10 protein-coding genes and 1 other RNA gene are annotated in these 12748 nt (G+C 73.5%); 7 read left to right on the forward strand and 4 right to left on the reverse strand.

Going from position 1 to position 12748, the window contains the following annotated elements:
- Positions 1–97 precede the first annotated feature (97 nt).
- The 4 genes from AC54T2_RS16255 (at position 98) to AC54T2_RS16270 (ending at position 3944) form a co-directional block, all read left to right on the forward strand.
- A complete protein-coding gene (locus AC54T2_RS16255; protein WP_496666698.1) occupies positions 98–1018 on the forward strand; it encodes a GNAT family N-acetyltransferase in 921 nt (306 codons plus the stop codon).
- A 10-nt stretch (positions 1019–1028) separates the two neighbouring features.
- The gene (locus AC54T2_RS16260; protein WP_489976221.1) at positions 1029–2192 is read left to right on the forward strand and encodes a PQQ-dependent sugar dehydrogenase; all 1164 of its coding nucleotides are present in this window, start codon (positions 1029–1031) and stop codon (positions 2190–2192) included.
- Positions 2193–2304: 112 nt separating this feature from the next.
- Positions 2305–3150 (forward strand): 3-methyl-2-oxobutanoate hydroxymethyltransferase, encoded by an 846-nt coding sequence (gene panB, locus AC54T2_RS16265; RefSeq protein ID WP_186342640.1) that lies wholly within the window; start codon positions 2305–2307, stop codon positions 3148–3150.
- A 104-nt stretch (positions 3151–3254) separates the two neighbouring features.
- A complete protein-coding gene (locus AC54T2_RS16270; protein ID WP_496666699.1) occupies positions 3255–3944 on the forward strand; it encodes a hypothetical protein in 690 nt (229 codons plus the stop codon).
- Here AC54T2_RS16270 and AC54T2_RS16275 read toward each other — a convergent pair whose 3' ends face one another.
- Positions 3945–4169 carry a hypothetical protein gene (locus AC54T2_RS16275; RefSeq protein ID WP_496666700.1) on the reverse strand — a complete coding sequence of 75 codons (225 nt, stop codon included), beginning with the start codon at positions 4167–4169 and terminating at the stop codon, positions 3945–3947.
- Here AC54T2_RS16275 and map point away from each other — a divergent pair.
- Positions 4168–5040: a type I methionyl aminopeptidase gene (gene map / locus AC54T2_RS16280; RefSeq protein WP_186342643.1), complete on the forward strand. Its 873-nt coding sequence runs from the start codon at positions 4168–4170 to the stop codon at positions 5038–5040. The genes AC54T2_RS16275 and map overlap by 2 nt on opposite strands.
- Positions 5041–5053: 13 nt before the next feature.
- Positions 5054–5417: RNase P RNA component class A (rnpB, locus tag AC54T2_RS16285), an RNA gene on the forward strand.
- A 35-nt stretch (positions 5418–5452) separates the two neighbouring features.
- Here rnpB and lysX read toward each other — a convergent pair.
- The 3 genes from lysX to AC54T2_RS16300 form a co-directional block, all read right to left on the reverse strand.
- Positions 5453–8803, reverse strand: a complete 3351-nt coding sequence (gene lysX / locus AC54T2_RS16290) for a bifunctional lysylphosphatidylglycerol synthetase/lysine--tRNA ligase LysX (protein WP_496666701.1) — start codon at positions 8801–8803, stop codon at positions 5453–5455.
- A complete protein-coding gene (locus AC54T2_RS16295) occupies positions 8800–9531 on the reverse strand; it encodes a DUF998 domain-containing protein (protein WP_496666702.1) in 732 nt (243 codons plus the stop codon). Before AC54T2_RS16295 ends, lysX begins: the two co-directional genes overlap by 4 nt.
- A gap of 932 nt (positions 9532–10463) precedes the next feature.
- Positions 10464–11915, reverse strand: a complete 1452-nt coding sequence (locus AC54T2_RS16300) for an RNB domain-containing ribonuclease (RefSeq protein WP_496666703.1) — start codon at positions 11913–11915, stop codon at positions 10464–10466.
- Between the two features lie 51 nt (positions 11916–11966).
- On the opposite strand from AC54T2_RS16300, the gene yaaA reads away from it, so the two are divergent.
- Positions 11967–12746, forward strand: coding sequence for a peroxide stress protein YaaA (gene yaaA, locus AC54T2_RS16305; protein WP_489976228.1), 780 nt, complete (start codon positions 11967–11969; stop codon positions 12744–12746).
- Positions 12747–12748: the final 2 nt, after the last annotated feature.

Raw genomic sequence — 12748 nt, forward strand, 5'->3', positions numbered from 1 at the left:
CTCTAGGGAGGCGGACCGGGCCGAGATCCCACCCCTCGCGGCACGCGGGCCGGCAAATGGGTGGGAGGACCGGGCCGGCACGTCCTACGGTGCGGTCATGGCCCTCGTCATCACCCCGTGTGCCTCCGACGAGGACCTCGAGGCGTGGCGACAGGTGCGGATCGCGGTCGTGCCCTACGAGCGCGCCCAGTCGGTGGAGGAGATGCGCGCGCACGCCGGGCCCGATCGGCTGATGGTGCTGGCCCGTGAGGACGGCGTGGTGGTCGGCTCCGGCCTGGCCGACCGCTCGGAGACCAGCGGCGGCGGCTCGGTCGTGCCGCGCGTGCTCCCCGAGCACCGCAGGCGCGGCGTGGGCACGGCCCTGCTCGACCGGCTCGTCGCGCACGTCGCCGGCCTCGGCGTCCCGACGCTGCGCGCGGGCGCGGACGACGAGGGCTCGCTCGCCTTCGCACAGCGCTTCGGGTTCGAGGAGGTCAACCGCGAGGTCGAGCAGACCTTCCGCATCGACGCCCCCATCGCGGTGGCGCCGGCTCCTGATGGGATCGAGGTCGTCACCGCCCAGGAGCGGCCCGGGCTGTGGGAGGCGGCGTACGACGGCCTCGGGCTCGAGGCGCTGGCGGACTTCGCCGTCGACACCCCGCTCGACGTGACGCCGGAGCGCTGGGCGACGTCCTGGCTCGCCGACCCGATGTTCCTCGCGCTGCACGAGGGGGAGGTCGTCGGCTGCGCGGGCCTGGGCCGCGACCCCGACCAGCCGACCCGCGCCGAGAACGGCCTGACCGCCGTGCGCCGTGCCTGGCGCGGGCGCGGCCTGGCAGTCCACCTCAAGCAGCGCGCCCTCGCCTGGGCGGCCGACCACGGGATCCACGAGGTCTACACCTGGACCCAGGACGGCAACGCAGCGATGCGCGCCCTCAACACCCGGCTCGGCTACGCCACCACCCGGGTCGGCATCCAGCTCGCCCGTCCCCTCCCGCCCGGCGAGCCACCCTTTACCGCCGCCCTCGCGCAGTCGTAGCGTCGGCGCCGTGCGCCAGCCCCTCCGCAGCACCCGGTGGTCCCTGTCCGTCGCCCTCGCCGCGCTCGTCGCCGGGCTCGTCACCCTTCCGCCGCCGGCGACCGGGGCCGGCGAACGTGCTGCCCCTCGCGACGAGCGAGCCCCACAGCTGCGGGTCCGCACCGTCGTCCGCGGGCTCCAGCACCCCTGGGACGTCCAGCAGGGACCGGGTGGCCGGCTGCTCGTCTCCGAGCGCGACCGCGCCCGGCTCAGCGTCGTACGGAAGGGGAAGCGCCGGACCCTCGCCGACCTCTCGACGCAGGTCTGGGTCTCCGGCGAGACCGGCCTGCTGTCGATCGCGGTGGACGCCGGCTCGCGGACGCTGTGGGCGTGCCACGGCGCCTCGACCCGGCGCGGCACGGAGGTGCGGGTGACGCGGTGGCGGGTCGACCCGCGGTGGCGCAGGCTCTCGCAGCCGCGCCTCGTGGTCGGCGACTTCCCGGCGACGTCGGGACGCCACGGTGGCTGCCGGCTGCTGCTCGACCGCGACAGCGACGCCCTGTTCGTCGGCACCGGCGACGCCGCCGTCGGCACCAACCCGCGCTCCCTCGACTCCCTCGGCGGCAAGGTGCTGCGGGTACACCGCCGCACCGGCGCGCCGATGCCCGGCAACCCGTTCGCGGACGCGAGCGGTGCCCGCCCGCTCGTGTGGACCTACGGCCACCGCAACGTCCAGGGCCTGGCCCAGCGCGACGACGGGACCCTCTGGTCGGTCGAGCACGGCAGCGACCGCGACGACGAGGTCAACCTGCTCGTCCCGGGCGGTGACTACGGCTGGAACCCGGTCCCGGGCTACGACGAGACCGTGCCGATGACCGACCAGTCGCTCCCGGGCCAGCAGCAGGAGGCCGCGTGGTCCTCCGGTACCCCGACGATCGCGACCTCCGGCGCCGCCTGGGTGCGCGGCTCCCAGTGGGGACCGCTCGAGGGGACGCTCGCCGTCGCCGCGCTCAAGGGATCCGAGGTCCTGTTCCTCCGCTTCGACGCCGCCGGTCGGCTCACCTCCGTCACCCGTCCGCCCCGGCTGCAGCGCCTGGGCCGACTGCGCTCGGTCACCGCGGCGCGCGACGGCGACCTCCTCCTCACCACCGACAACGGCGCGCGCGACCGGGTCGTCCGCGTCTCGCCGCGCTGACGTCCGCCGCCGAGCGTGACGGCCGCCACAGCGCCCTACCGACCGGTCGCCACTAGCCTGACGAGTGGTCCGTGGACTCCATCAGGGAGCCGCGAGATGACGAGGAGCGAGCATGCCCGAAGAGACTGCCCCCTACGGCTCCGGCCCGGCACCGTCGGCGCCCGTGAAGCGCGTACGCACCCATCACCTGCGGGAGATGAAGGAGCGCGGCGAAAAGATCACCATGCTCACGGTCTACGACATGTACACCGCGGCGGTCTTCGACGAGGCCGGCATCGACATCCTGTTCATCGGTGACTCCGCGGCCAACAACGTCCTCGGCTACGAGACGACGCTGCCCGTGACGGTCGACGAGCTCATCCCCCTCGTCCGCGCCGTCTCGCGCGCCGCGCGGCGCGGGCTGGTCCTCGCCGACCTCCCGTTCGGCTCCTACCAGGCGTCGCCGGAGCAGGCCTTCCACACGGCCGTCCGCTTCATGAAGGAGGCCGACGCGCACGCCGTCAAGCTCGAGGGCGGCGTCGAGGTGGCGCCCCAGGTGGAGAAGCTGTCGACCAACGGCATCCCCGTCATGGCCCACATCGGCTTCACCCCGCAGAGCGAGCACGCCCTCGGCGGCTACCGGGTCCAGGGGCGCGGCGAGGCGGCCGACCGGATCCTGGCCGCCGCGCACGCGATGGAGGACGCCGGCGCGTTCGCCGTGGTGATGGAGATGGTGCCCGGCGACGTCGCCGAGCAGGTCAGCAAGGAGCTGACCATCCCCACCATCGGCATCGGCGCCGGTCCGGCGTGCGACGGCCAGGTGCTCGTGTGGCAGGACGCGTTCGGCCTGCGCACGGGCCGGATGGCGCGCTTCGTCAAGCAGTACGCCGACGTCCACGGCGTGCTGCTCGAGGCGGCGCGGGCCTACGCCGACGACGTCCGCGGGGGCACGTTCCCCGGCCCCGAGCACACCTTCTGAGGTCACCGGTCCGGCCCGCCGCGCTGCCGCCGGCGGGCCGGTGGCGGTGACAAGTCGGCCCCGGCACGGAAGGATCGAGGTCCCGACGACGCGAGGAGCCCGACGTGAGCGAGACACCGGCCGGCAGGACGGCAGCCAAGAAGTCCCCGGCGAAGAAGTCGACCGCCACCAAGTCCGCGGCGAAGAAGTCCGCCACCACCAAGTCCGCGGCGAAGAAGTCGACCGCCACCAAGTCCGCGGCGAAGAAGTCCGCCGCGAAGTCAACGGCGAAGAAGTCCCCCGCGAAGTCGACGGCCAAGAAGTCGACCGCGACGAAGGCCCCCGCCACGAAGTCTGCGGCGAAGAAGTCGCCGGCCACGAAGTCCGCCGCGAAGTCCGCCACGAAGAAGTCGACAGCCACGAAGACCACAGGCACGAAGTCGTCGTCGGCCACGGCGCCGGCGCGCCCGTCGGCCTCCCCGCCCGCTGGGCGGTCGGCCCGGCAGTCGACGCCGAGGCCAACGGCCAAGCCCATCGCGTCGTCGGCGCGGCGCTCGCCCGCCGAGCGCGCGGTCGACGTCGGCGCCCAGGCCATCAGCACCGCCGCGATGATCCAGAAGGTCGCGCAGGAGACCGCCGAGCGGGTCGCGGCCGAGACGGCAGCGCGGGTGAGCAAGCAGTACGAGGCGGCGATCGCCGACCTCACCCGCACCCTCGACAAGAACACCAAGCGCGCCCTCAAGAGCGTCCGCGCCGCGGCCGACCTGGCTCAGGCGGCCAACCCCGTCACCGGCAAGAAGGGCAGGAAGAAGTGATCACCTGTCGGGAGTCGCGTCGCTGACGCCGTCCCCCGGGGTCGCGGCCTCGTCGTTCCAGGCCGGGTCGTTGTCCCACTCCTCGTTGCGCTCCTCGACCTTCTCGAGCGCGCGCGAAGCCTCGGCCGCCGAGGTGTAGGGGCCGAGCCGGTCGCTGTTCTTGCAGCCGTCTCGTCCCTCGACCGTGCGGTGGGTCAGGCAGAACCAGTATTCGTTCTCGCTCATGGGCCGAAACTACACTCGGGCCGTGCCAGCCGTATCCCCCGCAGAGGTATCCGCACGCCGTGCCGTGCCCGCCCACATCGTCCGCCCGGAGTACGTCGACCAGCCGGCGCCGCAGCGCTTCACCGGCGAGGAGGTCAAGGACGCCGAGACGATCGAGCGGATGCGGGTCGCCGGCCGGCTCGCGGCCCAGGCGCGCGAGCTCGTCGGCTCGCACGTCGTGCCCGGCGTGACCACCGACGAGCTCGACCGGATCGGCCACGAGTTCCTCTGCGACCACGGCGCGTACCCGTCGACCCTCGGCTACCGCGGCTTCCCCAAGTCGCTGTGCGCCAGCGTCAACGAGGTCATCTGCCACGGCATCCCCGACAGCCGGGTCGTCGAGGACGGAGACATCGTCAACATCGACATCACCGCCTTCCTCGACGGCGTGCACGGCGACACCAACGCCACCTTCCTCGCCGGCGACGTCGACGAGGAGTCGCGGCTGCTCGTCGAGCGGACGAAGGAGGCGCTCGACCGGGCGATCAAGGCCGTCAAGCCCGGTCGCCGCGTCAACGTCATCGGCCGGGTGATCGAGGCCTACGCCAAGCGCTTCGGCTACGGCGTCGTGCGCGACTTCACCGGCCACGGCATCGGCACGGCGTTCCACTCCGGCCTGATCATCCCCCACTACGACGACGCGCGCTTCGACGACGAGATCCGGGTCGGGATGACCTTCACCATCGAGCCGATGCTCAACCTCGGCACCCCCGACTACGACATCTGGGACGACGGCTGGACGGCCGTGACCAAGGACGGGCTCCGATCCGCGCAGTTCGAGCACACCCTGGTCGTCACCGACGATGGCGCCGAGGTGCTCACGCACCCCTAGACTTCCCCCTGAGTGGGTCGGCCGGGCGGCCGCGGCTCCACGTGAGTGGGGTCGAGGAAGGTCCGGGCTCCACAGGGCAGGGTGGTGGCCAACAGCCACCCGGGGCAACCCGCGGGATCAGTGCCACAGAGAACAGACCGCCTCCCTCTCCGGAGGGCGGTAAGGGTGAAACGGTGGTGCAAGAGACCACCAGTGCGCCGGGCGACCGGCGCAGCTAGGCAAACCCCACCCGGAGCAAGATCAGACAGGATGCGTTTGAGGGCGGCCCGCCCGAGCATCCGGGTAGATCGCACCAGGCGGCCGGCAACGGTCGTCGCAGATGGATGGTCGCCCCCGCGCGAGCGGGACAGAACCCGGCCTACAGGCCGACCCACTCCTCACCCCATCTGCCCCTCGGCAACGCCCGAGGCGATCAGCGGTTCGGCTTCACCAGCGGGAACAGGATGGTGTCGCGGATGCTGTGCCCGGTCAGGTTCATCACCAGGCGGTCGATCCCCAGCCCCATGCCGCCGGTCGGCGGCATGCCGTACTCGAGTGCGGCGAGGAAGTCCTCGTCGACCTGCATGGCCTCCACGTCGCCGGCAGCGGCGAGCAGCGACTGCGCCACCAGCCGCGCCCGTTGGTCGACCGGGTCCACCAGCTCGGAGTAGGCCGTGCCCTGCTCCGCGCCGAACATCACGAGGTCCCACTTCTCGGCCAGGCGCGGGTCGTCGCGGTGCGCGCGCGTCAGCGGGGCGTTCTCCTTGGGGAAGTCGGTGTAGAAGACGGGAGTGGTGGTCCGGGCCTCGCAGAGCTCCTCGTAGATCGCCTCGAGCACCGGACCCCAGGAGGGCTCGAGGTCGACCTCGAGCCCGATCCGCTCGGCGTGCCGGACGAGCTCGGCCAGGGGGGTGTCCGCGGTGACCTCCTCCCCCAGCGCCCCGGACACGGCCTCGCACACGGTGCGGGCCGGCCACTGGCCCGAGAGGTCGATCTCCACGATCGTGCCGTCCGCGTCCGCGCGACGGGCGACCGGTGAGCCGTAGACGGCCGTCGCGGCCTCCTGGACGAGCTCCTGGGTCAGGACCCGCATGCTGTCGTAGTCGCCGTAGGTCTCGTACACCTCGAGCGAGGTGAACTCCGGGTTGTGCTTGACGTCGGCGCCCTCGTTGCGGAACTGCCGACCGATCTCGAAGACCCGCTCCATCCCACCCACCACCAGCCGCTTGAGGTGCAGCTCGGTCGCGATGCGCAGGTAGAGGTCGAGGTCGTAGGCGTTGATGTGGGTCTCGAACGGCCGCGCGTTGGCCCCGCCGTGGATCGTCTGGAGGATCGGCGTCTCGACCTCGGTGAAGCCCCGCTCGTGCAGGCTGTCGCGGACGCTGCGGACGATGGCGGCGCGCCGGTAGGCCATCGTGCGGGAGTCGGGCCGCACGATCAGGTCGACGTAGCGCATCCGCACGCGAGCGTCCGGGTCGGTGAGCCCCCTGTGCTTGTCGGGCAGCGGGCGCAGCGCCTTGCCCGCCAGCAGGACCGACGTCGCCCGCACGCTGAGCTCGCCCGCGTGCGTCGTGACGACCTCGCCCGTGACGCTCACGTGGTCGCCGAGGTCGACGGAGTGCTCCCAGAACGCGAGCTGCTCGCGCCCGCCGTGGTCGGCGTCGACCATCACCTGGAGGTCACCGCTGCCGTCGCGCAGGGTCGCGAACCCCACCCCTCCCATGTCTCGCTTGAGCAGCACCCGGCCGGCCACCGAGACCCGGTGGCCGGTGTCGACGTCGGGGCCGACGTCGCCGACGATCGAGCGCACCTCCGCCAGCGTGTGCGTGCGCGGCACGGTGACCGGATAGGGCTCCACGCCGTCGGCGCGCAGCCGGTCGAGCTTGTCGCGCCGCACCCGCATCTGCTCCGGGAGGTGCGCACTCGACAGCGCCTCCGCGACCACGTCGCGCTCGGGACGCATCAGCGCCAGGACCTCCGCGGCGTGCTCGTCCCCGCCCGTGGCGAGCAGGTGCTCCTTCGTGTGGTGACGCAGCAGCGCGATGGACGGGGCGGTCAGGAAGCCCTCGGCGCTGCCCGCCGCCGTCCCGACCCGGGGCAGGTCGGAGGCGTACTCGAAGCCCATGTAGCGGGGCTGCCACTCCGGCTGGTACTTGGCGTTGGAGCGGTAGAGCGACTCCAGCTGCCAGTTCTTGCTCGCGAGGAGGAGGCCCTGGCGCCACAGCCGGGCCACCGGTCCCGCCCCGACCTCCGCACCGCGCTCGAAGGCCTCGCGGAACATCGCGAAGTTGAGCGAGACCGGCCCGACGCCGAGGCGCGGGGCCTGGTCGGCGAGACTGGCGACCATCAGCTCGACGAGTCCGTTGTCGGCGGTGGGATCGCGACGCATCAGGTCGAGCGACAGCCCGGTGCGACCCCACGGGACGAAGCTCAGGAAGCCGCGCAGCCGACGGTCGGCGTCGTGCGCACGCACCAGCACGCACTTCCCGTCCAGCGGGTCGCCGAGTCGTCCGAGCGCCATCGAGAACCCCCGCTCGTCCCCACCGTCACCGCGCCACTGGCCGGCGGCGACGGCCAGGGTGGCGAAGTCGTCCTCGCCGAGCGTGGCGTGGCGGACGACCGTCGCGGTGTAGCCGCGGCGGCGCAGACGCGACACCGACTGGCGCACGGGCTTCATGCCGGTCCCGTGGAGGGAGAAGGCGGCCAGGTCGACGATCGCCTCGTCGCCGATGTCGAGCATCGTCAGGCCCGCGTCGGCGAAGGCGAGCGCACCCTCGTGGCCCGCCCCCATGACCGCGAGCGACCACCCGCTCCGACGCGCCTCCTGGCGCCAGCGCCCGATCGCGTCGGGCCAGTAGCGCGGGTCACCGATCGGGTTGCCGCTGGCGAGGCTCACCGAGCCGACGACGCGGTACGACACCCCGGCTCGGGCGGTCGTGGGGGCGCCGGTGTCCCAGACGACCGACTTGTCGCGCCGCGTCGCGAAGTAGCCGAGCGAGTCGTGGTCGCCGGCGTCGCGCAGCATCGAGCGCACCGTGGCCTCCTCGGCGACATCGGGCACCCGGCTGTCGCGGGGCGAGCGGAACAGCAGGACCGCGGTGGACAGCACGACCACCGTGCCGACCGCGCCGATGAGTGCACGCACCCACCAGGGGGCGGTGACGTCGGTGCCCGGACCGACCCGTCCGACGTCGACAAGCGTGGCGTTCAGGACGTACGTCACCGCCTCGCCGAGGCCGGACGCCGTGCCGAAGCGCTGGGTGAGCAGCCCTCCACCCACGAGCAGGATCGCGCTGCCGGCGAGGAAGAGCGCCGCCGCCGACCGGAGGGTGCCGGCGGCGCTGCGGGCGACGAACTGGTGCCGCACCCGCACCGCGAGCACGAGGACCGCGGTGATGACCACGAAGCCGATGCTCGCCGGCACGACCCGCTCGCCCTGGACGATCCACACCACCCGGCCGACCTGCGGCACGACCAGCAACCAGACCACCAGGACCCACCACGCGGCCCGCATCCGGCGTCGTAGCGCGACCGCGACGACGAGCACGAGCGAGGCGTAGACGACGCTGGGCACCACCGGCAGCAGCAGCAGCGACACGACGTCGTCGTTGCGTGCGAAGTGGCGCCCCCAGGAGGGGACGAGCGCCACGACGAGCACGAGGAACGCCCATGCGTAGGCGGCCGAGGCGAACAGGTCCGGCCACCGGTCGTCGGCAGGCGCGTGCTGCGGGACGCTGCGCTGGGGGGACGCCTCGGCGGGCGACCAGCGGGACCTCGTGCTCATCGGTCATCGGTCCTTGTCTCTGACGCGGCAGGTCTCTGCTCGTCCGGTCCGGCCGGGCGCTCGGGCCTCGAGCTCGGGTCGAGGTGGTGGGGGTGGGCGGCGACGACACCCAGGCAGACGATCCAGGCGCTGACGAAGAGGATGTGGATCCGTTGCGCGGCGCTGGCGATCCACATCGCGTCACTGAAGTAGCCGAAGTAGGCGAACAGGCTGGTGAAGACGACCCCGCCGATCCAGAAGTCCCAGAAGGCGACCCGGCGCAACCACACGGGGCCGGTCGCGTGGGTCGCGCGCCACACCGCCGCCATGCCGACGAAGAGCGCACCCTCCGAGACGAGGCTGGCACCGTTGTGGATGAGGGACTGCACCAGCTGGCGCGGGGCGTCGCAGGTCTCGCCCGGTCCGCAGGGCGTCGGGACCGCAGCCGCAGCGGCCGCTCCGATCGCGAACACGACGGTCCCCCAGACCGCGACCTCGCGCCACGGCCCGGGCGGGAGCAGCGAGCGTACGCGTGGCAGGAGCGCCAGGACCAGCACGCCGCACACCACGTCGGTGACCCGCAGCGCGACCGCGTGGGGCTCGCCGGGCGCCCCGAGCGTGCTGACGACCAGGTCCATCCCCTCGAACCCGCGCAGGATCCAGTCGAGGATGAAGTTGGCGTAGAGCAGCGCCGCCACGCATCCGACGACCAGCAGCCCGGGACGAAGATCCGACCGCGCGCGGCTCACGGGTGCCCGCTTCGTGTCCGAGCACGACGGGCGACGGCGGACGCGTCGCGCGGCACGAGGTGGCTCGAGGGCGCGGCAGCCAGCGGGTCGGCCGGTTGCCAGCGCGCCACCTCGTGGCGCTCGCTGTCCGTGAGGGACATATCGACAGTGTGCCGGACGACCGACCGGGCCGGTCGCGTCGCAGCCGCGCTCCCCGGCGCGTCGGACAGGACGAACTCAGCTGGGGCGCCCGCCTCACGCGGTGGCCGCGAGCCCGCCGTCGACCTCGTCCTGTCCGACACCTACGAGCTGGGCGAGGGTCCAGCGGACATAGGTCCGCTCGCCTCACCTGCTCCCACGTGAACCGGAGCACCCGCCACCCGTGGAGCACCAGCAGGTTGTAGCGGGCGCAGTCGCGCGCATGGGCCCCTCGGGTCGCGTGGAAGGTCCACGAGTCGGCCTCGAGGACGACCTTCAGGGCCGGCACGACCAGGTCGGGATGCACGGTCCCCGACCCCAGGTCGACTGCGAGCTGCGGGTGCACGTCCAGCGAGGCATCGAGGCACAGCGCCCGGAGGACGGACTCGAAGGGGTTGGCGGCCCGGGGGTCGGCCTGGCGCAGGACCCGCCTGACCGCGGCGGCCCCCGCACCGCGCACGCGTACGCCGTCGAGCTCCGCCCGGGTCCCGTCCCCCGCGCGGAGGGCCGAGTCGGCGATCGCTCGGCGGCCGCGCGGCGGGCGTCCTCGGCGGTGGGCAGCGCGTAGCGCCCGCGCGCGACCCGCACCACCTGACCGGTCTCGACCGCGGCCCGGAGCAGGCGACGTGTCGTCAGCTGCAGGAGCTGCTGGTGCGAGGCGTGGCCGCCGTAGCGCCGCAGCGCCTCGACGGGTCCCCATGCCCGTCAGCCTGCCGGCATCGGGCCGCGCCCGCTCCCGCTCTCCACAGCCGGGCTCAGACGAGGCGGAACGCCACCTTCCGCGTGCGCGGGTCTGCCTCGACCAGCTCGACGGTGACCTCCTCGCCGAGGGGCAGGTCGGTGGTGGCGATGACCCGGGCCTCGATGGCGGGATCCTGGATGGTGATGTCGCCCTTCTGCCTGCTCTTGTCGTCGAGCTCGACGACGACGGCGGCGAAGCGCTCGCCCACCCGCTCGTGGAGCAGCTCGGCCTCGCAGAGGTCGACGACGGCGTTCTCGTAGCGGTTGGCCCGGCGGCCCGACTCGGTCATCGCGTCGGGCAGGCCGGCCATCGCCTCGACCACCCAGGTCGGCACCTCGGTGCCCGCGCACAGCGCCACGCAGATCTCGCCGGCGTAGCGGTCGGCGAGCCGGCGCAGCGGCGCCGTCACGTGGGCGTACTCCGAGGCGAGGGCGGAGTGCTGGGCCTGCTCGGGCAGCTCTCCGTTGAACGTGACGTAGCCGGCGCCGCGCAGCAGGCGGGTGCACGCCACGATCATCGCGGCGTGCGTCGGCGTCGACGGGTCGAGCGTGCGGATGAAGTCGGGGTAGAGCTGCTCGGCCGGCCAGGCGATGCCGAGCGCGCGGGCGGTGCGGTGGAGGCGCTGCACGTCGCGGGGGTCGGCCGGCGGCAGGGTGCGCAGGATGCCCGTGCGGGCGTAGACCATCAGCGACGCGGCGGCCATCCCGGTGAGCAGCGAGATCTGCGCGTTCCACGTCTCGACCGGCGTGAGTCGCCGGAACTCCAGCTCCCAGTGGCCGCCCTCGCTCTCGACGAGCTCCTGCTCGGGCAGCGGCAACGAGACCCCGCCGCGGGCGGCCTCGCGGGCCAGGCGCAGCTCGCCGACCTCCCGCAGCAGGCCGACGAGGTCGGAGGCCTTGCCGGCGTCGAGCTCGGCCTGCACGCCCTCGTAGGACAGTTTGGCGCGCGAGCGGACCAGCGCCCGCTGCACGTCGACGTCGGTGCCCTCGCCCGTCTCGTCGACCTTGATGGTCCACAGCAGCGCCGGGCGTACCTCGTCGGGAAGCAGCGACGCCGCCCCCTCGCTCAGCACGGGCGGGTGCAGCGGGATCTTGGAGTCGGCGCCGTAGAGCGTCTCGCCGCGACGGTGGGCCTCGACGTCGACCGGGTCGCCCGGCGCAACGAACGCCGCCACGTCGGCGATCGCGTAGTGCACGACGTAGCCGGTGCCGTCGCGCTCGATGTGCATCGCCTGGTCGAGGTCGCGGGCCGACTCGGGGTCGATCGTCACGAACGGGATGTCGGTGCGGTCGAGCTCGGGCAGCCGCGGCGAGGCGGCCGCCTCGGCGGCGGCGCGCTCGACGGCGTCGGGGAACGCCGCCGACACCTCGAGCTCCTGCTGGATCGCCGCGATGCCGTCGCGCATCTCCTGCGCCGTGACGCTGTCGCCCGTCGATCGGACCTTCACCACGCGGTTGCTCGGCATGCCCGCACCCTAGCCGTGGGGCCGGCAGCGGCGCTGCCTACGCTTGCGCCCGTGCTGATCCTGCTGCCACCCAGCGAGGGCAAGACCGCTCCGCGCCGGGGCAAGCCCCTCGACCTCGACGCGCTGTCGTCCCCGTCGCTCACCCCGACCCGCGCGTCGCTGCTCGAGTCGCTCGTACGCCTCTGCCGCGACGACCCGGAGGCCGCGGCCGCCGTGCTCGGCCTGGGTCCCGCCCAGCGCGACCTGGTGCAGCGCAACGCCGACCTGGTGGACGCCCCGACCGCCCGCGCCGACGCCGTCTACACCGGCGTGCTCTACGACGCGCTCGGCCTCGCCACGCTCTCCCCCGCTGCCCGCCGGCGCGCCACGTCGCGCGTCGCCGTCACCAGCGCGCTGTTCGGCATCGTGCGTCCCGGCGACCGGATCCCGGCCTACCGGCTCTCCGGCGACGCGTCCCTGCCCGGCACCGGGTCGGTGGCCGGCGCGTGGCGCGAGGTGCTCGGCGAGGCCGTCACCGACGCGCTCGGTCCGGGGCTGCTCGTCGACCTGCGCTCCGGCACCTACGCCGCCTTCTGGCGACCCGACGCGTCACTGGCCCGCCGCGTCGCGACCGTGCGCGTCCTCCACGAGTCCGACGGCCGGCGCACGGTCGTGAGCCACTTCAACAAGGCGACCAAGGGCCGGATCGTCCGCGCCCTCCTCGAGGACGGCGCCAACCCGCGCACGCCGCGCGCGCTCGCCGACGCGCTCACCCGGCTCGGCTGGACCGTCGAGGTCGGCGAGCCGACCGCCAAGGGCACCCAGCTCGACGTCGTCGTGACCGCCGTCTAGTT

Source organism: Nocardioides sp. Z35_8, assembly GCF_059621125.1.